This window comes from Candidatus Baltobacteraceae bacterium, assembly GCA_036488875.1.
Classification (GTDB): domain Bacteria; phylum Vulcanimicrobiota; class Vulcanimicrobiia; order Vulcanimicrobiales; family Vulcanimicrobiaceae; genus JAFAHZ01.
The window spans coordinates 205,719-229,800 of record DASXGW010000003.1 but is presented as its reverse complement, the minus strand read 5'-3'; the positions used below and the strand labels follow the sequence as shown (position 1 = coordinate 229,800).

Annotated in this window: 23 protein-coding genes; 4 read left to right on the top strand and 19 right to left on the bottom strand. The window is 62.9% G+C overall.

All coding sequences use genetic code 11. From position 1 onward, the window contains the following. Positions 1 to 101: 101 nt before the first annotated feature. From VGG89_05430 to VGG89_05405, 6 genes are read right to left on the bottom strand one after another with little or no spacing between them, the layout of a single operon-like run. Positions 102 to 1,274, bottom strand: coding sequence for an acyl-CoA dehydrogenase family protein (locus VGG89_05430; protein ID HEY1975960.1), 1,173 nt, complete (start codon positions 1,272 to 1,274; stop codon positions 102 to 104). Between the two features lie 3 nt (positions 1,275 to 1,277). Continuing rightward, positions 1,278 to 2,267 carry an aldo/keto reductase gene (locus tag VGG89_05425; GenBank protein ID HEY1975959.1) on the bottom strand — a complete coding sequence of 330 codons (990 nt, stop codon included), beginning with the start codon at positions 2,265 to 2,267 and terminating at the stop codon, positions 1,278 to 1,280. 25 nt (positions 2,268 to 2,292) lie between these two features. Further along, positions 2,293 to 2,718: a hypothetical protein gene (locus tag VGG89_05420; protein HEY1975958.1), complete on the bottom strand. Its 426-nt coding sequence runs from the start codon at positions 2,716 to 2,718 to the stop codon at positions 2,293 to 2,295. Positions 2,719 to 2,733: 15 nt separating this feature from the next. Further along, a complete protein-coding gene (locus VGG89_05415; protein HEY1975957.1) occupies positions 2,734 to 3,276 on the bottom strand; it encodes a chromate transporter in 543 nt (180 codons plus the stop codon). Next, positions 3,273 to 3,866, bottom strand: a complete 594-nt coding sequence (locus VGG89_05410) for a chromate transporter (protein HEY1975956.1) — start codon at positions 3,864 to 3,866, stop codon at positions 3,273 to 3,275. The genes VGG89_05415 and VGG89_05410 overlap by 4 nt, the downstream gene beginning before the upstream one ends. Beyond that, on the bottom strand, positions 3,856 to 4,299 hold the full coding sequence (locus VGG89_05405; GenBank protein HEY1975955.1) for an HIT domain-containing protein: 444 nt from the start codon (positions 4,297 to 4,299) through the stop codon (positions 3,856 to 3,858). Before VGG89_05405 ends, VGG89_05410 begins: the two co-directional genes overlap by 11 nt. Before the next feature lie 56 nt (positions 4,300 to 4,355). Between VGG89_05405 and VGG89_05400 the strand changes: the two genes are divergently transcribed. Next, the gene (locus tag VGG89_05400; protein ID HEY1975954.1) at positions 4,356 to 4,799 is read left to right on the top strand and encodes a hypothetical protein; all 444 of its coding nucleotides are present in this window, start codon (positions 4,356 to 4,358) and stop codon (positions 4,797 to 4,799) included. Positions 4,800 to 4,809: 10 nt separating this feature from the next. Here the strand turns inward: VGG89_05400 and VGG89_05395 are convergent, their stop codons facing one another. The 4 genes from VGG89_05395 to VGG89_05380 form a co-directional block, all read right to left on the bottom strand. Continuing rightward, positions 4,810 to 5,070, bottom strand: coding sequence for a DUF5654 family protein (locus VGG89_05395; protein ID HEY1975953.1), 261 nt, complete (start codon positions 5,068 to 5,070; stop codon positions 4,810 to 4,812). 98 nt (positions 5,071 to 5,168) lie between these two features. Then, complete coding sequence (rpsJ, locus tag VGG89_05390) at positions 5,169 to 5,477, bottom strand: 30S ribosomal protein S10 (GenBank protein ID HEY1975952.1); 309 nt, start codon at positions 5,475 to 5,477, stop codon at positions 5,169 to 5,171. Between the two features lie 169 nt (positions 5,478 to 5,646). Continuing rightward, positions 5,647 to 6,846 carry an elongation factor Tu gene (gene tuf, locus VGG89_05385; GenBank protein HEY1975951.1) on the bottom strand — a complete coding sequence of 400 codons (1,200 nt, stop codon included), beginning with the start codon at positions 6,844 to 6,846 and terminating at the stop codon, positions 5,647 to 5,649. A 117-nt stretch (positions 6,847 to 6,963) separates the two neighbouring features. Beyond that, on the bottom strand, positions 6,964 to 8,364 hold the full coding sequence (locus VGG89_05380) for an MFS transporter (GenBank protein ID HEY1975950.1): 1,401 nt from the start codon (positions 8,362 to 8,364) through the stop codon (positions 6,964 to 6,966). A 36-nt stretch (positions 8,365 to 8,400) separates the two neighbouring features. Between VGG89_05380 and VGG89_05375 the strand changes: the two genes are divergently transcribed. Beyond that, a complete protein-coding gene (locus VGG89_05375; protein ID HEY1975949.1) occupies positions 8,401 to 9,306 on the top strand; it encodes a hypothetical protein in 906 nt (301 codons plus the stop codon). On the opposite strand, the gene VGG89_05370 is transcribed toward VGG89_05375, so the two are convergent. From VGG89_05370 to rpsL, 6 genes are all read right to left on the bottom strand, one after another. Beyond that, a complete protein-coding gene (locus VGG89_05370) occupies positions 9,244 to 11,553 on the bottom strand; it encodes a hypothetical protein (protein ID HEY1975948.1) in 2,310 nt (769 codons plus the stop codon). The two genes, VGG89_05375 and VGG89_05370, sit on opposite strands and share 63 nt — an antisense overlap. Before the next feature lie 104 nt (positions 11,554 to 11,657). Then, the gene (locus VGG89_05365) at positions 11,658 to 14,105 is read right to left on the bottom strand and encodes a hypothetical protein (GenBank protein HEY1975947.1); all 2,448 of its coding nucleotides are present in this window, start codon (positions 14,103 to 14,105) and stop codon (positions 11,658 to 11,660) included. Between the two features lie 3 nt (positions 14,106 to 14,108). Then, a complete protein-coding gene (locus VGG89_05360; protein ID HEY1975946.1) occupies positions 14,109 to 15,164 on the bottom strand; it encodes a hypothetical protein in 1,056 nt (351 codons plus the stop codon). Positions 15,165 to 15,324: 160 nt separating this feature from the next. Beyond that, positions 15,325 to 17,418, bottom strand: a complete 2,094-nt coding sequence (gene fusA / locus VGG89_05355) for an elongation factor G (protein HEY1975945.1) — start codon at positions 17,416 to 17,418, stop codon at positions 15,325 to 15,327. A 30-nt stretch (positions 17,419 to 17,448) separates the two neighbouring features. Beyond that, on the bottom strand, positions 17,449 to 17,919 hold the full coding sequence (rpsG, locus tag VGG89_05350; protein HEY1975944.1) for a 30S ribosomal protein S7: 471 nt from the start codon (positions 17,917 to 17,919) through the stop codon (positions 17,449 to 17,451). Positions 17,920 to 17,923: 4 nt separating this feature from the next. Continuing rightward, complete coding sequence (gene rpsL, locus VGG89_05345) at positions 17,924 to 18,364, bottom strand: 30S ribosomal protein S12 (protein ID HEY1975943.1); 441 nt, start codon at positions 18,362 to 18,364, stop codon at positions 17,924 to 17,926. Between the two features lie 257 nt (positions 18,365 to 18,621). Here rpsL and VGG89_05340 point away from each other — a divergent pair, with 257 nt between their 5' ends. After that, the gene (locus VGG89_05340; GenBank protein HEY1975942.1) at positions 18,622 to 19,029 is read left to right on the top strand and encodes a DUF302 domain-containing protein; all 408 of its coding nucleotides are present in this window, start codon (positions 18,622 to 18,624) and stop codon (positions 19,027 to 19,029) included. Here VGG89_05340 and VGG89_05335 read toward each other — a convergent pair. Genes VGG89_05335 through aroF form a run of 3 tightly spaced genes read right to left on the bottom strand, consistent with a single transcriptional unit; the run spans position 18,997 to position 21,931 of the window. After that, positions 18,997 to 19,755: a prephenate dehydrogenase/arogenate dehydrogenase family protein gene (locus VGG89_05335; protein ID HEY1975941.1), complete on the bottom strand. Its 759-nt coding sequence runs from the start codon at positions 19,753 to 19,755 to the stop codon at positions 18,997 to 18,999. The two genes, VGG89_05340 and VGG89_05335, sit on opposite strands and share 33 nt — an antisense overlap. Next, the gene (gene aroH / locus VGG89_05330; protein ID HEY1975940.1) at positions 19,752 to 20,150 is read right to left on the bottom strand and encodes a chorismate mutase; all 399 of its coding nucleotides are present in this window, start codon (positions 20,148 to 20,150) and stop codon (positions 19,752 to 19,754) included. Before aroH ends, VGG89_05335 begins: the two co-directional genes overlap by 4 nt. Further along, positions 20,147 to 21,931 carry a 3-deoxy-7-phosphoheptulonate synthase gene (aroF, locus tag VGG89_05325; GenBank protein HEY1975939.1) on the bottom strand — a complete coding sequence of 595 codons (1,785 nt, stop codon included), beginning with the start codon at positions 21,929 to 21,931 and terminating at the stop codon, positions 20,147 to 20,149. Before aroF ends, aroH begins: the two co-directional genes overlap by 4 nt. Positions 21,932 to 22,158: 227 nt before the next feature. Here aroF and VGG89_05320 point away from each other — a divergent pair, with 227 nt between their 5' ends. Beyond that, a complete protein-coding gene (locus VGG89_05320; protein ID HEY1975938.1) occupies positions 22,159 to 24,006 on the top strand; it encodes a hypothetical protein in 1,848 nt (615 codons plus the stop codon). Positions 24,007 to 24,082: the final 76 nt, after the last annotated feature.

Genomic DNA, 24,082 nt, shown 5'->3' with positions numbered 1-24,082 from the left:
TTTGCCGGCGCGCGCAATGAAGCGCGGCCGGCTCTCGACCACAACCCACGCAGTTTACCAAGCGGGTCGGGGCCCCGTCAACCCTTCGTCCCTCGGCCGGGCTACACGAAGGCGTCGAGGCCGGTGATCTCCTTGCCGACGATCAGGGTGTGCATCTCGCTGGTGCCCTCGTAGGTGAGGACCGACTCGAGATTGTTCATGTGCCGGATGACCGGGTACTCGAGGGTCACGCCGTTGGCACCCAGGATCGTGCGCGCCTCGCGGGCGATGGTCAGGGCCTCGCGCACGTTGTTGAGCTTCCCGAAGCTGACCTGGGCCGGCCGGAGCTGGCCGGCATCCTTCTTACGCCCCAGGTGCAGGGCGAGCAAGGTGCCTTTGTTGAGCTCGAGCAGCATGTTCACGAGCTTCTGCTGCGTGATCTGAAAGCCGCCGATTGGGCGATCGAACTGCACGCGCGTCTTGGCGTAGTCCAGTGCGGTCTCATAGCATGCGCGGCCCGCACCCATCGCGCCCCAGATGATCCCGAAGCGCGCCTCGTTCAGACACGCCAGCGGACCGCTCAAGCCTTTGGCTTTGGGCAGCAGCGCCCCGGCCGGCAGGCGGCAGTCTTGCAGCACCAGCTCGCTCGTGATCGAGGCCCGCAGCGACAGCTTGCGATGCACGTCGTTGGCGGCGAAGCCTTTCGTTTTGGTCGGAACGACGAACCCGCGAATGCCGTCGTCGGTGTTCGCCCACACGATCGCGACGTCGGCGATGGATCCGTTGGTGATCCACATTTTCGTGCCGTTGAGCACCCAATCGCTTCCGTCGCGACGCGCGAACGTACGCATGCCGCCCGGATTGCTGCCGAAGTCGGGTTCGGTGAGACCGAAACACCCGATCGCCTCGCCCGCCGACATACGCGGCAGCCACGCGTCTTTCTGCGCGTCGTCGCCCCACCGGTAGATCGCGTACATCGCAAGCGATCCTTGAACCGACGCAAAACTGCGCACGCCCGCGTCGCCTGCTTCCAGCTCCATGCACGCGATGCCGTACGCAACGGCACTCGCACCCGCGCAGCCATAGCCTTGCAGATGCATGCCCAGAAGTCCGAGTTCGCCGAGCTGCTTTCCAAGCTCGCGCGGCAAGGTGCCTTCTTCGAACCACTCGGCGACGTTGGGGAGCACGCGGTCGCGCACGAACGAGCGGACCGTGTCGCGCACGATGCGCTCCTCGTCGGTGTACAGGCTCGCGACGTCCAGGAAGTCGACGGGATCGAGGGCGACTGCGTTCATCTATTACCTATTCACGAAGCTCATATCGGGATAGCGCGCGCCGCTGGCTACGTGGGGCGGAAAGACGGCGTCGAGATCTGCGAGCTCCTCCGCAGAGAGCACTACGCCTTCAGCGGCGAGGTTCTCTTCCAGAAATTTCACGCGTTTGGTTCCGGGGATGGGCACGACGTCGCCGCCTTGCGCGAGCAACCACGCCAGTGCGACCTGCGCGGCGGTGCAGCCTTTCCCATCGGCGACACGCCTGACCTGTTCGACCAACTCCAAGTTCTTGCGGAAGTTATCTCCCATAAAGCGGGGAGAAGTACGGCGGAAATCGTTCTCCTGGAAATCCTCGGGCGACTTCAGTTCTCCCGTGAGAAAGCCGCGCCCAAGCGGGCTGAACGCCACGATGGCGCTTCCGCATTCGCGCGCCGCCGCGAGTTGACCGTTCTCTTCGAGGTCGCGCGACCACAGCGACCACTCGTTCTGCACCGCCGCAATAGGATGCACCGCGTGCGCGCGTCGCAGCGTCTGCGCGCTTGCCTCGGAGAGGCCGAGATAGCGGACTTTTCCCGCGTGCACCAGTTCGGCCATCGCGCCGACAGTCTCTTCGATCGACACGTCGAGGTCGACGCGATGTTGATAGTAGAGATCGACGTACTCTACACCCAGACGCTGGAGCGACGCCTCGCACGCGGCTTTGACGTATTCGGGCCGGCCGCTGATCGTTCGCTTCGACGGATCGTCCGCGTCGCGTACGAATCCGAATTTCGTCGCGAGGAAGACGTCGGATCGCCGTCCGGAAATAGCTTTGCCAACGAGCCGTTCGTTTTCGCCGGCACCGTACACGTCTGCGGTGTCGAGCATCGTGACGCCCAAGTCGAGCGCGCGGTGGATCGTGCGTATCGATTCGGCGTCGTCGCGCGCTCCATAAGCATCCGACATTCCCATGCAGCCCAAACCGATGGCCGAAACGGCCGGGCCGTTGGATCCTAGTTGCCGTTTTCTCATCATGGAGGCAAGACCGGGATTACGCCGGCTATCGTTTCAGAACGCGCGCCAGTTTATCGAAGAGCGCCTCGGTCGAGCGCTCGAACTGATCTTCGAAGCGCCGCCACAGCAGGCGGCCGTCCGTTTCCGAGAGCATTGCGTCGACGCGGTATTCGAGAATGGTTTCTTTGCCTTCGCTCGAGAGGTGGAACCCGTGCGTACCGTCGACGCCCTCGTTCTGGAAGCGCCAGACGATACGCTCTTCGGGGACCGATTCTTCCAATAGGCCGTGGATGCCGAGATGCCACTCTTCGGTCTTGCCGGCAGTCAGCGGTCCGGGCGACCGCATGAAGGGCTGCGACGCGAAGGGCCAGATCTGATCGCCGGACGTGCCCATCTCTTCCAAAAGATGAAAGATGCGACGTTTCGTGCCATGGAACGTTCGCGAACGGGATTGATGCAACTCGATCGGCATGGGTACGCTCGTTCGCTATCTTAAGGCGATTATCCCCACGGCGCCCGACGCCGCGATGAGCAGCGGCGCGCTCAACTTCGTTCGTAGCATCAGCACCGTCACGACCAAGGTAACGGCATAGGCCACGAGTCCCGAGGCGGTGCCGCGGCTAATCGTCCAGACGCTCGACCAGACGAGTCCCACGATCGCCGGCGCCAAGCCGTGCGAGACGATCGCCCGCCACGGCGAAGCCGCAAAGCGCGCCCAGAAGACGTCGACCACCACCATGATGACGCTCGACGGCACGAACATGCCGATCGTCGCCGCCGTCGCGCCGAGCCACGGCCGTCCCGGCATCGCGGCATAACCGATGAGCGCGGCAAACACGGTGGTCGGTCCCGGCACGAGCTTGCCGATCGTGTAGAACTGCGCGAACTGATCGCTCGTGATCCATTGAAACGTCACGACCGCGTCGCGATGCATCTGCGGAATGATGCCTTTGCCGCCGCCGAAGCCGAGCACCGACAGTTGCGAGAAGGTCCACAGAATGTGCAGGACGGTCGTGACGGTAGCGTTCACGAGCCGGCTTTCTTCGCGGGCGCTTTCTGCGAGCGCCGGTACTCGTTGACGATGCCGGCGCCGCCGAAAAGCACGAGCGTCAACAACAGCGGCATCTTGAAGATCGACACGGCCAGCGCCGTGAGAATCAGCAAGGCGATGCGAATCCAGTCGCCGCGCTCGTCCCAGCTCAACTCGAGCGCGTTGCCCACCGTCAGACCGAGCGCACCAACTGCGCAGCCGCGCAGCGCGCCGTGCACGTACGGGTTCGACGCATATTTAAAGTAGAGCGCGCCGGCAATCAGGACGATGACGAACGGCGGAACGCCGGCGCCCAAAAACGCCGCGACCGCGCCGGCGACACCTCGAACGCGCTGTCCGCAATAGATCGCCAAGTTGAGAATATTCGGGCCCGGCAGAACTTGCGCCAGTTCGAGACCGTCCATGAAGATCTCGTTGTCCATCCAGCCCTTGGAAACGACCGAATGGCGTATGCTGGCCTTTTGCCCGCCGCCGAACGCCGTCGATGAGATTGCCGCGAACGTCAGCGCGACGGATAAAAGTGAGGGCCTTGACGTCGGTACCGCGGGTGCGGCGGCGTCAGCTGACATCCGGAAGCGGGCCGTCTACGGTGGGATAGGTGTGCTTGCCCGAGAGAATGTGAATGTGCACGTGCTCGGTGTGCTGGTACGGCGGCAGCACGCCCATCCGAATCATGAATCCCTTTTCTTGTAGACCGAGCTTGAGCGCGACCTTTTGAATGCCGGCGATGAGCCGGTTCCAAATGCGCGAATCGCCCAAACCGAAATCAAGCAGTGTTGGAACCCATCGCTTCGGGATGATCACGACGTGAATTTCCCACCACTCTTCTTTGCTTTGGTCGACGTTGTGCCGGAATGCGAAGACGTCTTCGTCTTCGTAGACGACCTCGTCGGCTTTGGCTCGCGTACCGTCCAAGCGGCCGCGGAACGTGTGCTGCGGGTCGGGCTTCTCCCAATGCTTTTGTTCGGGCCCGGATACGAGCTCGGAAATCCACTGCGACATGCCGAGCAATTCCCCACGCTCCAGGATTTTCCCGGTGCCCGCGATAAGTGCGCACAATGGCTACGGTCGATCGCAGAAAGCTGAAAATCACGCCCGCCGAAGTGCTCTCGGGCGAGCCGAGCTGGCCAAAAGAGCAGCGCGGGTGGGAGAAGATCGTCGGCGACAACCCAGTCGTCTTCCAGGACAAGCACATCGTCGTCTTCCACGACCCGGTTGACGAAGAGCATGAGTCGAAGCGCGTCACCGGCGAGATCCGGTGCACCTTGATCGTCAAAGACAAGGTTGACGTGCACAGCCTGATGGATCTCGGCATTACCGACGAAAATCTGAACGCGCACATCTTGCACGGCATCCAGCAGGCTGCGTACGCGTTAGGTCTCGAGAAGAAAGGTTTCGAGGTGCGCGCGCACGTCTATCCGCCGCTGCAGCACCGTCCGGAGCTCGCGTTCAAACTGCGCGCCGGCAAGCCGCCCAAAAAAGGCGACGCTGCCGCGGGCTAGGCGCCCGCCCTTACTTCTCTTTTTCCACGACGACGACGGTCTTCGGACCGAAGTCTCTTTCCGCGATCTTCCCGAGGAACTGCACGAACACGATCGCGATGACCGTGATGATAACCGCGTAGAGCAGTTCGGCCCAGACTCCGGCGCCCGGCTTGAGGAAAATCGCGATGACATCGGTGATGAACTTGTTCCACGCGCCGGCGGCGATCAGACCGAAAGCCACGGTCGCCAGCGAGATCATCGTGCCTAAGTACGTCGGTTTGATTTCCATGCCGCCGCCTTGCACGGCAAGACAGGGCGGCCCTTCCAAAAATAAAGCAGCCCGGGGCTTTCTCCGGGCTGCTCGTTTCCTTGCTTGAAAACCGAAAACTACGCTTTGAGTTCGATGTCGACGCCGGCCGGCAAGTCGAGGTGCATGAGCGCATCCATCGTCTTGGGCGACGCCTGCAGAATATCGATCAGGCGCTTGTGCGTGCGCATCTCGAAGTGCTCGCGCGACTTCTTGTCGTTGTTGGTCGACCGCTGCACGCAAAACCGGTTGATCTCCGTGGGGAGCGGCACCGGTCCGCTGACGAACGCGCCCGTGCGCTTCGCCGTCTCGACGATGCGCTCGGCGGACTGATCGAGGACCTTGTGGTCGTATGCTTTCAAGCGAATGCGAATCTTCTGCTTAGACATCTTTCTCTTTATTATCGGTAGCGTAGTTCAGTTTTCAAGGATCGTGGTGTCTGGCTTGCTCCCGGCCAAGGATTTTCGTTCGCAGCTAGGCGCGGAAGGGTGAAGCGTACTACGGTACGCGATCCCTTACGCAACGACGCTGCAGGCGAAAAGACTAGGCCGCCGTTGCTTACTCCGACACCGACGTTACGACGCCGGCGCCGACGGTCCGGCCGCCTTCGCGGATAGCGAAGCGCAGACCCTCTTCACACGCGATCGGCGTGATCAGCTCGACGTCCATTTGGACGTTGTCGCCCGGCATCACCATCTCGACGCCTTCCGGCAACTTGATGGTGCCCGTCACGTCGGTCGTGCGGAAGTAGAACTGGGGGCGGTAGTTTCCGAAGAACGGCGTGTGACGGCCACCCTCTTCTTTCGAGAGGACGTAGACTTCGGCTTTGAACTTCTTGTGCGGCTTCACCGAGCCCGGCTTGGCCAACACTTGTCCGCGCTCGATCTCGTTACGATCGATACCGCGCAACAGCACGCCGATGTTGTCGCCGGCGATGCCCGAGTCGAGCAGCTTGCGGAACATCTCGATGCCCGTCACGACGGTCTTCTTCGTCTCTTCCTTCAGACCGACGATCTCGATCTCTTCGCCGACCTTCACCTGGCCGCGCTCGACGCGTCCAGTTCCGACCGTACCGCGGCCGGTGATCGTGAAGACGTCTTCGACCGGCATCAGGAACGGCTTGTCGGTCTGACGCACCGGCTCCGGAATGTAGTCGTCGACGGCATCCATCAGCTTGAAGATCGGATCGGCATCCGGGTCGCCCTTCTTGCCGCTCGAGTTGAGCGCCTTGAGGGCCGAGCCGCGGATGATGGGCGTGTCGTCGCCGGGAAACTCGTACTTGCTGAGCAGCTCGCGGATTTCCATCTCGACGAGCTCCAGCAGCTCTTCGTCGTCGACCATGTCGACCTTATTGAGGAAGACGATGATGCGCGGCACGCCGACTTGGCGCATGAGCAGAATGTGCTCGCGCGTCTGGGGCATCGGACCGTCGGTTGCGGCAACGACCAGGATCGCGCCGTCCATCTGTGCGGCACCCGTGATCATGTTCTTGATGTAGTCCGCGTGACCGGGGCAATCGACGTGCGCGTAGTGACGCTTGGGCGTCTCGTACTCTTGGTGCGAGATCGCGATCGTAATACCGCGTTCTTTCTCTTCGGGCGCATTGTCGATCTGGTCGACGCCGACTTTCTGCGCCAACCCTTCCGTCGAAAGACAGTGCATGATCGCAGCCGTCAGCGTCGTCTTACCGTGGTCGACGTGACCCGTCGTTCCGATATTGACGTGCGGCTTGGTGCGCTCGAATTTTTGCTTCGCCATCTTTTTCCTTACGCGTAACGCGAGCTATAACTGACACAGACGCGCACGACGATCCCCACACCGAGTCCACGGACCCTGGCGTTTAGGCTCGCGTGCGCCAATGACCATGGGAATGTATCAAGCGGGCCCGGCTTCTGTCAAGGCTTGCCCCTGAAGCGCCCGGTGCTCGCCGCGCAGGTGGAGGCGCGATCCGGCATAGAGCTCGTCCCTTAGGAAGACCGAAACCAGCAGCCCGGCCAGGGCCACGCCGGCGACTGCCGCTATCGTGACCGTTAGCCCCCATTGGGCCTGCATGATCGGCATCAGGAAAATCCCGACCGAGGCGCCGATCTTCCCGGCCGACGTTGCCAGCCCGTCACCCGACCCCCGAATGCTGGTTGGAAACTCGACGGCGGCGACGATGTAGGTCGTCCCGTTCGGTCCCGCGTTGACGCTGAGATTGAAGACCGCGAAGCCGGCGAAAATCAGCCACGAGTCGTTGCGGGCGCTGCCCACCGCGACCAGACCGAGGCCGACGACCATGCCCGCGAAGCCCGCGATCTGCATGCGGATGACGCCGGCGTGCTTGACCAGCCAAATACCGGCCGCAAACCCGAGCACGAGCAGAATGTCGAGCCACAGTGCGCCGCGCAGCGCGTGAATATCGCGCGACCAAAACGTGTTCTTCGCGTGCCCGAATCCGGTCGAGGCCAAGATGATCGGCGTGAAAAGCGCCATGCCGTACAGCGCGACGTCCATGCAGAACCACGGCACCGTCGCAAAGATCGTTCGCCCGATGAACTCGCGCGAGAACAACGCGCGAAACGGCAGCATCTCGACCTTCGGCTCTTGCGCAATCGCAAGCTCCACCGGTTGCTGCAGCAGCTCGGACAGCACACGTTTGGCGTCGTCAAGGCGCCCGACGTTATAGAGCCAGCGCGGGCTTTCCGGAAGCTGTCCGCGCAAGATCAAAATCAATATGGCCGGCACGAAACCCATGCCGAGCATCAAGCGCCATGCATCGAGATTGTGCGTGTGCACCAAGAGGATGCCGAGATACGCGCCGGCAACGGCCCCCAATGCCTGAAAACTCAGGCTCGCAAAGAGCAGCTGCGGACGCTGCTTGACCGGCATGAACTCCGCGACGTACGACGCGCCCGTCGGATAGTCGGCACCGATCGCCATGCCCAGCACGAAGCGAATTGCAACGAGCGCCGCAATGCTCCACGCGAAACCGCTCGCAACGGAGATCACGGCGAACAACGTCATCGTCAGCATCGCGACGCGACGCCGTCCCCAGATGTCGGCGTAGCGGCCAAGCAAGGCTCCGCCGGCCACTGCACCAACGGTCGCCGCCGCGCCTATCAACCCGAGCATCGCCGGTTCGGGATGCCAGTACTCCTGGATCAACGGCAGTGCGGCGGCGATGATGAAGAAATCGTAGCCGTCCATGAAAATGCCGAGCGCTGCGAAGATAAAGACCTTCCAATGGAGGCGCCCCATGCGACATGAGTCCATCGCCTGCGCAAAAGACGTCACGCGGACCATAACCCGTGCGTTTCGGTGCACAGAACGATGACTCCGGCCTTATGCCTTGCCGCACTTGTTGCCCAGGCGACCGTCACGCCGACGCCCACACCACAGCCGCTTGCCGACGCGTGGTGGACTGGGCCGATGCTGGCCGCGTCGGCAAACACGTTACCGCGCGGGCACGCCTACTTCGAGCCGTACCTTTACGACGTACAGACGCCGCATACGAACGGATACGGATCGCTGACATATCTGCTTTACGGCGTCAGCGACCGTTTTACGTTCGGCTTCACGCCGACGTTCGGTTACACCGCGGTCGCAAACGCGCCGAGCAGCTCCGGCATCGGCGTCGGTGATACGACCCTTATCGCGCAATACGGATTGACGCGCTTCCAAGTCGGTCACTCGATGCCGACGACGGCAGTCGTTTTGCAAGAGGCGGTGCCGACGGGGCGGTATGACAACCTAGGAAATCGGCCCGCAGATGGACTAGGCGGCGGTGCGTATGCAACGTCGATCGGATTGTACGTGCAAGACTTCTTTTGGCTTCCGAATCGGCGCATCTTTCGCGCGCGACTGGACATGCTTCAGACGTTTTCGCGGCGCGTTGCCGTTTCGGATGTAAGCGTTTTCGGTACGGACGCGGCGTTCCACGGGTATGCCTATCCTGGAAGCAGTTTCTACGTCGACGCCGCGGGCGAGTATAGCGCAACGCGCAACTGGGTGCCCGCGCTCGACGTCACCTATCGCTATACCGACAATACTAGCGTCGTCAGCAATTTAGGTACAGCAACAAACTCCGGCGTGAGCGCCGAATACGCCGTTGCTCCCGCAATCGAATACAACTGGACACCGAGCTGGGGCGTGCTGCTCGGCACGCGTTTCATTCTACGGGGTCGTAATGTGACGCCCAGCACGACGCCGGCGATCGCGATTAGCTTTTTCGATTGACGGCGCGTTGCTGCCGAGCGCGCTTGCAACACCGCCCGTCGTCGCATCGCTGTTTACGGTGCCGGCATAGTTAAAAACCGGAGTCGAATCGCTTCCACCCGCCGACGCACCGCCACCGCCTGCACCCCCGCCGTTTGCCGAACAGCCTGACGCACCGCTATTCGTGGTCGTGAGCGTCCCGGTGTTGACGAAGATCGCCGGTCCGGCAGCAGCACCGCCGCCGCCGTAAATAGTGTCGGCGTCGCCACCCTTTACTGCACCAACGAGGGCCGCCCCGGTTCCGCTCGCTGCGCCGCCGCCGCCGCCCGCTCCGCCGTTTCCGCCCGGCCCGGGAGTGTCGGCGTTTCCGACCGCGATACCACCGCCACCGCCGCCGCCGCCGAATCCGCCGGCACCGCCGGCGCCCGCGGTCGTGCTATTATCCTGGCCGCCGCCGCCGCCGCCGCCGCCGACCCCGCCATTACCGCCGTTACCGGCGATGGTGCCGCCGCCTCCACCGCCGCTTTGGCCCGCGCTGCCTGCGCTATTACCGAAATAGCCGGCGCCGCCCGCGCCACCGGAACCGCCTCCCTCAAAGCCGCCGCCTCCGCCACCGCCGCCGTAACCTCCGGCGCCGGATGCAGCGTTGAGTGCAGGGGCGCCCGCGCCAAGTACCCCGCCGCCGCCGCCGCCGTTGGTCCACACGAAGCCGCCGCTCGAGTTTGCGCCGCCGTCGCCGCCGAGGCCACCGCCACCGCCGGAACCGCCTGCGCTGGCCGATCCGGTTCCGCCGGTACCGCCGGTCACCACGCAGCTCAGAAAATATGCGTTCGTCACGCTGACCGTCGCACCGTTGACGAATATGCCGCCGCCCAGACCGGCGCCGCCGCCACCGCCCCCGCCGGTACCGTTGCCATTACCACCTTTTGCCAGCACGTTTTGAATCTGTAGGTTGTCGATGCCGATCGTTCCCGAGTCGGCCCACAACGCGCGGTACTTACTCGCGCCGTCGATTTTCACGCGCGGCCCCACGCCTCCGAAAAGTACGCCGCCATCAATCGTTTGATTCTGTACCATCGCCGGCAGCGGCGCATTGAGCGTCACCGCGCAACTGCCGCCAAGCGCACTCGCAGAGCACATCGCCGTCGTATCGAAAACGATCGTGTCGCCGCTGCTCGCGTTACAGATTGCGTAACGCAACTCGCCTGCGCTGCCATCGGGGCAGATGCCGGGCTGCGCGTTATTCACCGTATCGGTCGCGAGCGTGACCACGTCGGCACCCGTCGTTGTGATGCTGAACCCGCCGCTTTGCGATTGGCTCGACGCTCCTGAACTGGTCTGAGCGGTGAGATTGACCGCACCGGCATTCGCCGTGTGCGGATCGATGAAGAGCGAGGCTGAGACGGTTGTCGAGGTTGCCGTAACGCTGCTCGGGACGACGAGCACGCCCGTGGGGCCGCTAACCGTGGTCGCCTCCGTCGCAAAGTTTCCGTTGAGCGTCACGTTGACGGCGGTACCGATGAGTCCAGTGCCGCTGTTGAGCGTGACGGAGCTGAGCACCGGTATGGGCGCGAACGTCGCGCTACCCTGCGTCGCGCCGCTCGCGTTCGCGTGAATCACCGCCGACGCGATTCCCGCGCCGTTGTACCCGAGGGTAGCGACGTTGCTCGAGCCGAGCAGCTTGCCCGCCGGCGGGTGATCCGTTCCAGACGTGACGACCGAGGTGGCGCCACTGGTATCGCCGTCGCTTAGCGTAATCGGGTTATCGTAGCTCCCCACAATGGTATTGCCGCCGGCGTCTTTCGCGACGACCGTAAATGCTTTACGCGACGTAAAGGCAGTCCCGATCGTTCCGCTCGGCATAGCCGCAACGCTCAGGGATGCAACGACGCCGTCAAGCGTAAAGTCCGCCGCGTTCGCTTTGCCCTTCAGGACTGACAGCGGCAGCTTCGAGGCTGTCGAGAGCAGCTTCGCTCCGCTGGGAATGTGGCCGCTGACCGGCGCTTTATTGTACGTCGAAATTGTCGCCGAATACGTTCCGGCTTCCAGAGAAAGGGCGATTCGATTGTCGCCCGGCGTCAGCGCGACGGATTCGGTCAGATTCTTCGGACCGGTAAGGCTCAGCGTCGCACCGCGTGTCGATGCGGAGATGTAACGTGCGTGCCGCCGGCCGCGGGGAACGCGAATGTGAACCGTCAGCGTCGCTTTGCCGCGCTGCGTTCGAACTTGCATTTTCGCAATCGCCGTCACCTCGGGATTCGCGGGCAAAACGGTCGTTCGCCCACCTCCGCAAGCAGTAAAAATACCGGCGCACGCAATTAGCGCGCACGCAGGCCGCAAGCGATTGAACACTACGAGCCTCCCGTCGATGATTAACGTACCACCTTGCGACGATGACGCACGCTAAGTGGATGACGCACGCGTAGTGACGGAGTGCTGCTTCCGAGCGCTCCCGAGATGCCGCCCGTCGTCCCGCTCCCGTTCACGGTTCCGCCGTTATTGTAGACCGGCGTCGTATCGGTACCGCCGCCCGTCGCTCCGCTTCCGCCCGCAGCTCCCGCCGTAGCGGTCGTGCAGCTCGATGAACCACTGTTCGTCGTCGTCAGCGTTCCGGTGTTCACAAAGATTGCCGGTCCGGCGGCCGCGCCGCCGCCACCGAAGCCGTATCCTGACGACGCCGATCCGTTGCCGCCGCTAATCGTTGCTAACGCGCCGCCCGAACCGGCCACGGACGCGGCGCCGCCTCCGCCGCCACCCGCGCCACCGTTTGCCCCGGCACCTCCGGTCGTCCCAAACGGATAACCGCCACCGCCACCGCCGGCGCCGAATCCGCCGATCCCCCCTGCACCGGCCGGAAAGCTATCGCCGTAACCACCGCCGCCGCCGCCGCCGCCGAATCCGCCGGCTCCGCCGTTGATCGTGGAGTACGCGCTCCCGGCGGTATTGCCGGCATAAGCTGCGCCACCGGTTCCCCCGGCAAAGATGGGGCCACTGGAGTAATTAATTTGGCCTCCGCCGCCGCCGCCGCCGACTCCGCCGTTACCACCTTGGCCGATGCTCGGGGCTGACCCGGCCCCCAGCACGCCGCCGCCGCCCCCGCCGGGGATCGATTGCAAATTACTCAGGCCGAGATCGCCACTGCCGGGGCCCCCGAGACCGCCGCCGCCGCCGCCGCTCCCCACGCCGGCCGCCGGCGTCCCGCCGCCGCCACCACCGACGGCAGCACAAGTGAGAAAATAAGCGTTCGTTACGTTCACCGCTGCAGTGTTGACGAAGAGGCCGCCCCCGAGACCCGCACCACCTCCACCGCCGCTCAATCCGTACGCGCCGGCGCCGCCTTGGGCTTTGACGTTTTGAATCTGCAGGTTCTGCAGAGTGACCGTACCGCTGTCGGTCCAAAAAGCGCGATACGCAGAGTTACCGTCAATCGTCACGCGCGGACTACCGCCTAAGAAATAGCTGCCGTCGATCGTCTGGTTTTGCACGATTGGTGGAAGCGGGCCGGCCAGCGTAATCGTACACGCTCCGGTTCCGTCGGCCGCGCCGCACATGTCGACGGTGTCGAAGACGATCGTATCGCCGGCTGCTGCGTTACGCATCGTGTAACGGAGATCGCCGGCGGATCCTGAACCGTTCCCGACGACGCCGTTGGAATCGGAAGCCTTTGTGTCGGTCCCGATGGTCACGATGTCGACGCCGGTACCGGAGACCGTAAAGGTCTTTCCGCTACTGGTGCCTCCCGCCGATGTGACCGCGGTCAAACTCGTCGTTCCGTTCGTCGCCGTATGCGGATCGATCAGCACCGTCGCCGTGATTTGCGACGATGTCGCCGTTACGGTTCCCGGGACTGCCACGAGTCCGGTTCCAGCCAGCGTCGTTGCCCCCGCCGCGAACACGCCGGTGGCTGTCTCGCTCGCGGTGCCCCCAATCGTACCGCTATTGACCGTGATCGACGTTAACACCGGCGCCGGCATGAACGTCGCATTGCCGCCCGTTGCGCCGCTCGCGGCCGCACCGATGGCAGCGGAGAGCAGCGAGGTGTTGCCGTCGTAACTCAGCGTCGCTGAATCGCTGGAACTCAACAGCTTGCCGGCCGGCGGCCCATCCGTACCTGATGTTGCAACTGCGGTATGACCGCTTCCGTCGCCGTCGGAGAGCGTTACCGAATTGTCGTACGTGCCGGTGATAATGTTGGCGTCGGCATCTCTTGCGACGACTGTGAACGTTTGCGGCGAACCGAATGCCGTTCCCAGCGTTCCGCTCGGCAATCCGGAAACTGCGAGCGAGGCAACGACGCCGTCGAGTGTAAAGTTCGCGCTATTTGCGACGCCGAGCTGAATAGTAATCGGCAAGTCCGCCGCCGTCGAAAGCAGTTTTGCGGCAACCGGAATGCTGCCGCCGACGGGCGCCTCATCGTACGTTGAGATCGTTCCGGTGTAACTCCCGACGAGCAGCTTCACCGTAATCGTGCAGGTCGTGGTGCCCAAATGCGTCGAGCACCCGTTCGGATTCGCGCCGGGCGTCAACCCGATCGAAACCGTCAGACTCTGTGCACCCGTGAAAGCCAGCGTCGCACCGAGGGTGGAAGGCGATACGTACCTTGCCCGGCGGCGGTGATGCCGGTGACGCGGAATGCGAATCCGGATCGTGAGCGTCCCCTTGTGACGGTGCCTTACGGGACGCTGGTTCGCACCCGGCGCCGTTTGATTCACATCCGGCGCAGTTTGGTTCGTCCCGGCGATCGGCAACGAGTTCCCGGCCGAGCAGCCGACGAGAAGAGCCGTTATGCAGGCGACGGCTGCAAGTTTCGATTGTTTCACCGGCTACGGCCTCCGCTGCTTGTGCGTTTTGAGGTTGATCCCGACGCCATCGGTAGTCACCGCAATGTCGATCGTGACTTTTTGGTCGATCGCGTCGCTGATGACGGCATGGCATGTTGCGGGATGCGTGCTCGTACCAGCGTTTTGAGCCGTCACCGTGAACGCACTGCCGGACTTGCCAAGGCCGGGTGAGAACGTCGCCCAGTTGCCGGCGGCCGACGAATCGTCGGTCTTGTTGCACGTGTCGCTTAACAGCGTAAACGGCGAGGGATGGCTTTCAGACGGCACGAGCGACGCGGTATCGCCGATTGCATAGAGTTGTGCGACGCCGTTGGTCGATTCGCTGCCGTCGCTGCAGACGTCGCCGGCCTGGTTGCATGTAACGGTAACGCTAAGCGCTCCCGGTGTCCGACTCGGGCTTGGACTTGGCGATGGCGTCGTGCTCGAAGCCGCAAGCGCGACGTCGTCGATGAAGAGCGACGCGTACTGTTTGGCGGTGCTCGCTCCGCGTCGGTCTACGCCAAAAAGCACGTACAGTTTTTGGCCGGCGTACTTGCTCAGATCCCAGTTGAACGGTGACCACGTCTTGTTGTTGAGTGCCTGTTTCGCAAGAACGGTCACGTTCGGAGATCCCGTCTTGCTAAGAGCGGCCGCAATCCCGACCTCCATGTAGCCCGTCTTTACGGACTTTACGTTCGTCCGGCCGTAGAGATACGCACTCAACACGCCGCCCACGGGAACCGTTACCTGCTGACAAATGGCCGACAAACCGTGTTTCCATCCCGAGGTTGCCGTCGGCGAGCCGGTAAGTGCGGCAAACTTCTTGCTATGCGGATGTTGCGAGGAAACCTTGACCTTCAGACTCCCGCAACTCACCCAAAACTTCAGCTTCTGACTGAAGCTGCCGTTCTTGATGACGTTGGTGCCGCTTAGGCCATTCGGTTGCGCGTACGATGAGTCGCCAGCGATAGAAGGCGTCAGGGGTGAGGAATAGCCCGAACATCCCGCCGCAATGGCGAGCGCGCCGGCACTAACCAATATAAAAAGACGGCCGTGCATTTAGTCGCTCCCGTTCCGTACACGCGACGTTAATAGGTCGACAGGTTTACTTCGGTTCGAAAGGTATCCTGCGCCCGCCTGCTTGCCTTGGAGCGTCTGCACAAGGGAAACGGCGCCTCTTGCGAAGCGCCGTTCGTGCATTTGGATGAGGTCGACGCCGTTATGCGGATTTCTTCGCGCCGGTCGACTTGGCGACGATCTCTTCTTCGATCGAACGTGGCGCTTTCTCGTAGTGCGCGAACTCCATCGTGTACGTCGCGCGGCCTTGCGTCGCCGACCGCATGTCGGTGGCGTAACCGAACATCTCTGAAAGTGGAACGTTTGCCGTGATGACCTGAGCGCCGCCCGGCGCTTCTTCCGTTCCCATAATGATTCCGCGGCGACGATTGAGATCGCCGGTGATCGCCCCGTAGTAGTCCTTGGGCGTCGTCACTTCGACTTTCATGATCGGCTCGAGCAGAATCGGACCGGCAGCGCGATTGGCTTCCTTCCAGCCCATCGACGCGGCGATCTTAAAGGCCATTTCCGACGAGTCGACGTCGTGGTATGAACCGTCGAACGCCGTCACCTTGAAGTCGAGCACCGGGAATCCGGCGAGCACGCCGCTCTGCGCCGACTCGCGAATGCCCTCTTGCACGGCCTTGGAGTATTCCTTGGGAACCCTACCGCCGACGATCTTCCATTCGAAGATAAATCCCGTACCGGGTTCTTGCGGTTCGACCTTGAGCCAAATGTCTCCGTATTGTCCTTTACCGCCCGATTGACGAATGAACTTGCCTTGTTTTTCGACCGTTTTCGTGATCGCTTCTTTGTACGCCACTTGCGGTTTACCGACGTTGGCCTCGACCTTGAACTCGCGGCGCAGACGGTCGAGAATGATCTCGAGATGCAGCTCGCCCATCCCGGCGATAATCGTTTGCTGGGTCTCCTCGTCGGTGCGCATGCGGAAGGTCGGGTCTTCTTGCGCCAAGCGCGTTAGCGCGGTACCCAGCTTGTCCTGATCGCCTTTGGTCTTCGGTTCGATGGCTTGCGAGATGACCGGCTCCGGGAACGTGATCGACTCGAGCGTGATCGGGTGCTTCTCGTCGCAGAGCGTGTCGCCGGTGCGCGTGTCGGCCAGACCGACCGCTGCGGCGATGTCGCCTGCGCCGATCGAATCGATGTCTTCGCGATGATTGGCGTGCATGCGCAGAATGCGGCCGATACGCTCCTTGCGCCCGGTGCGCGAGTTCAGCACGTAGCTGCCCTTTTCGAGCACGCCGGAATAGACGCGGAAATACGTCAGGTTGCCATAGGGATCGGTAGCAATCTTGAAGCCGAGCGCGCAAAACGGTTCGTTGTCGCTGGGCTGGCGGACGATCTCTTCACCGCTCTTGGGATCCTTACCGACGATCTTCTTTGCGTCGATCGGCGACGGCATGTAGTCGACGACGGCGTCGAGCAGCGGCTGCACGCCCTTGTTCTTAAACGCGGAACCGCAGAGCATCGGCAGCACGGTGCCGGCGATACACGCCTTGCGCAACGCCGTCTTCATGCGATCGATGGGCAGATCTTTGCCTTCGAAGAACATCTCGAGCAGCTCGTCGTCCTGCTCGGCGATAGCTTCGACGAGATTCTGTCGCCACTTCATGGCGACATCCTTGAGCTCGCCCTCGACGTCTTCTTGCTCCATCGTCGAGCCGAGATCGTCGGTGTAGACGACCTTCTTCATCGTGAAGAGATCGACGATGCCCTTGAAGTTGTCTTCGGCACCGATCGGCACTTGGACCGGGACGGCGTTGCCGCCGAGGCGTTCGCGAATCTTTTCAACGACGTTGAAAAAGTCGGCGCCCATGCGGTCCATCTTGTTGACGAAGATGATGCGCGGAACTTTATATTTGTTGGCTTGGCGCCAGACGGTCTCCGACTGCGGCTGCACGGCGGCAACCGAGTCGAACAGCGCGACGAGACCGTCGAGCACGCGCAGCGAGCGTTCGACCTCAACGGTAAAGTCGACGTGGCCGGGCGTATCGATGATGTTGATACGCGTGTCGCGCCACGTCGTCGCGGTCGCGGCCGACGTAATCGTGATGCCGCGCTCCTGCTCTTGGACCATCCAGTCCATCGTCGCGGCGCCGTCGTGCACTTCGCCGATCTTGTGCACGCGGCCGGTGTAAAAAAGGATGCGTTCGGTACACGTGGTCTTGCCCGCGTCGATGTGCGCGGCAATGCCGATGTTCCGCGTCCGTTCGAGCGGATATTCTCTCGTTGCCATGGTTTTTGTCTGTAGCTTGTCTTTAAAGTCTTACCAGCGGTAGTGAGCGAACGCTTTGTTCGCCTCCGCCATCTTGTGCGTATCTTCGCGCTTCTTGATCGTCGCGCCGGTGTTATTGGATGCGTCGAGCAGCTCGTTGGCGAGTTTTTCTTCCATCGAGCGGCCGGCGCGAGAGCGCGCGAAAGCGATCAGCCAGCGCATCGCCATCGCCTGGCGGCGATCGGGGCGCACTTCCATAGGAACTTGGTAGGTCGCACCGCCCACGCGCCGCGGACGGACTTCGACCAGCGGCATCGCGTTGGATAACGCTTGCGAGAAGATGTCCATCGGATCGCGTCCGGTCTTCTCGGCAATGATATCGAGCGCGCCGTAGGTGATATGCTCGGCGGTCGACTTCTTGCCGCGCAGCATCACCTTATTGATGAAGCGCGCGAGCACTTTCGAATTGAACTTGCCGTCGGGCAGAATCTGTCGCTTGGGAGCGGGACCTTTGCGTGGCATCTACTTACTTCTTCTTCTCGCGCTTAGCGCCGTATTTGGAGCGACCTTGTTTGCGGTTGGCGGCGCCGGCCGTATCGAGCGTGCCGCGAATGATGTGATAGCGAACGCCCGGCAAATCTTTCACACGGCCGCCGCGCACGAGCACGACCGAGTGCTCCTGCAGGTTGTGGCCGATGCCCGGGATGTACGCCGTTACTTCCTCGCCGTTGGTCAACCGGACGCGGGCGACTTTACGCAGCGCCGAGTTCGGCTTCTTAGGCGTAACCGTCTTGACTTGCGTGCAGACGCCGCGGCGCTGCGGGTTCCCCGCGACTTCGAAGTTACGGGTCGGCAAGTCCGGATGGCCCGGTTTGGGTCCGGTGAGGATCACGCGGAACGCACGCGTCTTGACCTTTTGCTCGGTCTTTTCGCGACCCCGGCGAACCAGCTGATTAATAGTAGGCAAAGCCTAGCTTCCTCTCAAACACGGTGGCACGCTAAAAAGCGGTCGACATCCCCTTCGACTCCGGGCCTATGGCCCTACGCTCAGGACTGCGCTCGCTTACGCGAGCTTGCCGCTGAGGAAGTTTTAGGGGCAACCCCAGGAGCACCCCCGACACCGCGTCGGGACCCTAGGCTGGACCGCCACGGCAGTATATCAGGGCGTTCGGACGCAGTCAAACGCAGATTGGGCAAGAACTAGTATATCCTGGGGGAACCGCGATGAGCGCAGCCACCGATATCGCCTACGGCCGGGTCGTCGACGTCAGCCTTCCATTCGAAGGTGCCGTCGAGGCGACCATCCGCGCGCTGGAGGCCGAGGGGTTCGCGGTCGTGACCGACTTCGACATCCAAGCCTCCCTACAAAAGAAGCTCGGCGAGACGTTCCGCCCGTATCGGATCCTGGGCGTCTGCAACGCTCAGCTCGCCCGGGCCGCGCTCTCGGTCGAACCCCAGCTCGGTCTCTTGGTCCCCTGCAACGTGGTCGTTCAGGAGATCGACGGACGCGTCATCGTTTCGGCGATCGACGCCAATCTCATCGTGCAAACGGTCCGGAACCGATCGCTCGAGCACGTGGCCGCCGACGCCAACGCGCGCCTAAAGCGTGCGCTCAACTCGATCGCACGATAAGGCCAGCGCTCGCAAGACGGGCTCGACGTTTTCGGCGTTCGCGCTGAGGATCTCGCGCCACATCTGCCGATCAGACTCTCCCAGGCGCAATAATTCGCGCGCGGCAGTTCCCGACAAGGCATAGACGAGCTCAGGGTTGAGCTCGCGAGCACGCTCGGCGTAAGCCCACGCCAAAACCTGAATCGCGTGCGAGGTAAGCGCAGCTATGCGATCGTGTTCGTTGGCGTCGATCGCTAGCGGCGCAGAGCCGAGCGACGCGATGAACGCGCGCGCCCGTGAATCGAGACGAGGATCGCCGCTGGGAACGTACGCCCACGTCTTTGCTTCGAAGAGATCAGCGCGAGCCGCGCGCACGCCGCTCTTCTCGCGACCGGCCATCGGGTGCGTCGCCACGAAGTTGGGAAGGCAGCCGGCCGCATCGACAATCGCGCGCTTGACCGAGGCGACGTCGATAACGAGCGTCGCGCGAATGGCGCGTTCGTTCCTGAGGCGTTCGAGTTCGGCGATCGTATCGTCGACGTGTGCCGCGACGACGACCGCGCCGGCCTGCGCGTACAGTTCGTCGCGCGTTGCCGCCATGTCGATCGCCCCGACCTCGATCGCTTGTGCGAGCGCGCCGGCGTCGGGGTCGTAGCCGACGACGAAGCCGCCGTTGCGCCGAATCCGCATACCGATCGAACCGCCGATCAGCCCGGTCCCGAGGATACCGAGAACGTTCTCTTTCATCTGAGTTGCGCCGCGCGTTTAGCGAGGTCCGGTCGAAGCGCCGCCGCTTTGTCGAGGTAGACGTGTTCGATCGCTTCGAGCGCGCGCGTGGTGTTCACGTGCATCAGCACGCGAATGCAATGGGCGAGCGCACCGGGAACGTCGATTTCGGCGAAGTGCAGCATCGGCACGTGCACCCAGCCCATCTCGCGCGCGGCAAGCGCCGGAAAGCCGGCATGAAGATCGGGCGTGAGGCTAAAGAGCACCGACGCGATATCGTCGAGCTCCACATCGTTGCGCGCGACCATCTCGCCGAGCAGACGCTTGGTCGCCGTAACGATCGCCTCGGCCTCGTCGCGTTCGACCGAAATCGCACCGCGAATGCCGCGAACGCGCCACGGCACGTCCTCACTCACGTGAGCGCGCCGTTGGCGTGCAGTTGATGACTGGAGATCGGGATGCGGTCGAGTTCGGTAACGATCCCCGCAAAATCGGCGAACGTTAGCGCTTGATCCTTGTCGCTCTTGGCTTCGGGCGGATTGGGATGCACTTCGATCAAGAGGCCGTGCGCACCGACGGCTTTCGCTGCGCGGCAGAGCGGACCGATCCAGCGGCGCACGCCGACGCCGTGACTCGGATCGACGAAGACCGGCAGATGCGAACGCTCGCGCAGCACCGGAACGGCCGACAGATCGAGCGTGTTGCGCGTGGCGGGCTCGAACGTGCGGATGCCGCGTTCGCAGAGAATCACGTTGGGATTGCCTTCCGAGAGCACGTATTCGGCGGCGGCGAGCAGTTCGTCGATGGTCGCCGAGAGCCCGCGCTTGAGCAATACCGGGCGGCCGGCGCGTCCGACCGCTTTGAGCAAGTCGAAGTTCTGCATGTTGCGCGCGCCGATCTGCAGCACGTCGATCTGCTCGGCCATGCGCTCGACCTGATCGATCGTCATGACTTCGCTAACCGTCGGCAAACCCGTGGCGCGGCCCGCTTCGGCCAGCAGCGCAACGCCTTCCCATCCGAGGCCTTGAAACGCATATGGACTCGTGCGCGGCTTGAACGCACCGCCGCGCAGCATCATCGCGCCGTGCGCTTTGACCGACTTGGCCGTCTCGAGAATCTGTTCGCGCGATTCGATCGAGCACGGTCCCGCGACGATCACGAACTCGCCGTCGGCGACGCGGACGTTCCCAAAGCGTAAAGCGGTGCCTTCAGGCCGCGAGATCCGCGAAACGCGCGGAAAAGGCGTCTCGGCGGGGACGTTAATCGGCTCGATGCGACGCGCGTGCAGGGCCGCTGCAACCGCTGCCGCGGCAGGCGGATGTTCGTTCGCGCCGATCGGCGCACCGGCGTGCGCGTCATAACTGCCCAGCACCGTCACCGTTCTGCAGCAGCGCTTGAGCTCGGCGATAGCGCTGGCGACGTTGGCGTCGTCGACGTCGCCGTCGAAATCGATATAAAAGATGCGCTCGGTACCGTGTCCGAGGTACGGCTTCGATTCCAGCTTGTCGCCGTTGATGTTGCGCTCGGCCAGAATCGTCAAGCAGCGGGCGAGCGATCCGGTCTTCTCTTCCACGCCGAAGATGAGCGACGTCTTGCGGTGCTTACTCTGCGGATGCGACGACAGCGGATGATCGCCGTTGACGTGTCGCGAGCGCACGATCAAAAAACGCGAGTACGTGTTGGGATCGTCGGTGCAGTTGGCGGCTAGCTCGACGAGATCGTACGTCACGCCGGCGGCCGGCGGCGCCAGTGCGGCAACCGCGGGATTTCCACCGCGTGCGACTTCGCGCGCCGCCACGCCCGTATCTTCGCACGGAATCGCGCGCGCTTGTTCGAGGCCGCCTAAGAAGCGGCCGCATTCGGCGATGACTAGCGGATGCGCGAGAACTTCGCGAACGTCGCGTAGTTCGGCACCAGGAACGCCGAGCAAACGATGATCGGTGCGCCAATGCACTTCGGCGATTGGGGCGAGATTGAACTCCGCAAGCAGATCGTAGCCTTCACGCACCGTGCCGCCGATCGCGTTTTCGATCGGAATCACTCCCACGTCGGCGCGCAAGCTGGCGACTGTCGTCGCCATTTCGCGATAACTCGGCACGCCCACCGTCGTCGCATCGAGGCCGGCTTCGCGCAGGTAGTGCGCAATCACCAGCTGTGAGTAGGCTCCGTCGACCCCTTGGTATACCGCAATCGTCATGTCTATGCTCCGCGTCGTCTCTTCGATGGAAAAAAGAATGAGCCCCCGCCGGTCGGCGGGGGCTCACGTTCAGCTGCTCGTGCTTCGCGCAAACGCCTACCCGTCACCGGCCTCCGAGGCCGCTGAAAGAATACCAGTAAGCGTACGCGCGAACGTTTTTCACGGTGACGGCTATCGAACCACGCGAACGGCGGGTTGTCAACAGCGGCTAAGTGAAAAAGGGGGCCATGCAGCACGAGCGAGCGCAATCGTCCCTGGCTTTCGACTGGTTCATGGCCTTCCTGGCCTTCCTCATGATCTGCGGCCCCCTCATCGACGGATGGGCACACGCGCATGGGGAAGTCGATCAGTCGTTTCTGACACCCTGGCATGCCGTGCTCTACGGAGCCATGGCCATTAACGGCCTGGTGCTGTTAGCCGCCGGCATCGTGGGATTGCGCCGAGGTTACACCTTCCGCAACGCGCTGCCGCCGGGCTATTGGGTCGCGGCGCTCGGCGTCGTGCTCTTTGTCGTGGGCGGCGGGTTCGACGCGTGGTGGCACACGATGTTCGGCATCGAAACCGGCATCGCGCTGCTGATCAGCCCGTCGCATCTCGTGCTCGCGGTTGCCGGCGGAATGATCACGAGCGGACCGCTGCTTTCGATCGCCGCGCAGTACGGTCGCGACGCATCGGGCTGGAAGACCGTGGGCCCGGCGGTGATTTCCGCATGGGCGTTGCTCGTCAATCTCAGTTTCTTCTTGGCGTATGCGCAGCCCATCGAGGACGGCTTCACGCCGCTAACGATGAAGCCAGGAACGGGCGATAACGTGTATCCGAGTTTGTATCGCCTGGAACGCAACGGCGACCTGACGCGTCTTGCCCTGCCGCCGAAGCTCGATCTCGAGACCGTTGACGTTGCGCCCGACGGTAAGCACGTCGTCTATCGCGTCAATCGCTATCAAAATCCCGACTCGCTGCCGCCGAGCGACATCTACGTGGCCGATGCTGACGGTGCGCACGGTGCTGCAATCACGCATTCCGGACGTCACGACACGCAGCCGGTGTGGTCGCCGGACGGGAAGTCGATTGCCTACGTCTCGATGCCAGCTGAAAGTTCCGGTGATTTCGACATTCGCCTGATCTCACCTGACGGCCGCAACGCGCGCGACGTCTTGGCGCAGACCACGACGATCTCGCAGCTTTCGTGGTCACCCGACGGCCGTTCGATCGCATATGGATCGCGAAACGGTACGATTGGTATGATCGCCGTCGTCGACGTTGCAAGCGGCTCGACGCACTGGCTCCCCTTCACCGCCAACGGCAGCACGCCGGTGTGGACCAAACATGGGATCGTTTTCGCGTCCGGCGACGGATCGATTCGCATCGGTTCGCCCGACGGCAAAGACTCGCGCAGCATCGTTCCCAAGAGTGACGGCAGCCCCGCCGTGTCGCGCGACGGGCGTTCGATCGCGTTCCTCAATAACGACCTCGGCGCGGAGCAACTCTGGGTGAGCGACTTCCACGGCGCGCACGCGCGCGACGTGTCGCAGTTTTCCGGTATGGACGTTCAAGATGCCGCCTGGAATCCGGATGGAACGCTGCTATTCGTCGCGCAAGGCCGGCGCGATCCGACGCGCACCGGTATGGGAAAATCCCTTGCCATGACGGCGATGATTCTCGAAGCCGCCGTTCTGGCCGGCGCGATGCTCGCGCTGCTTCGCCGATTCCGCGTACCGTTCGGCACGTTCGCCTTGATGTTCGGCGCGTACGCGCTTGCGATGGCGCTGCAAAGCGACTTCTACGTCTACGCAATTGGGGGTTTCGTTGCCGGATTGGTAGCTGACGTCGTCGTCGCCGTGCTTGGCGAGAAAGCCCGCAGCGGCATTGCCTTCTACACGCTCGGCGCGCTGGTTCCGCTGCTGTTTACCGCGTTCTTCGAAATCACGACCGCGCAAGTCAACGGCGGCAACGGCTGGATCTGGAATCTCACGTCAGGCGCACCGCTATTAGCCGCAGCGGCGGGATTGTTTATTGCCTTCTGCTTTGACTCACCGCTTGGGCAAGGGACTCGTCAAGACGCCGTGTCGTCGTGATACCATCTCGAAGGTGCTGCAGTTTCTTTCGGTCGTGGGCCAGTTAGTGGTTTCGATCATTCAGCCGATCGCAGAT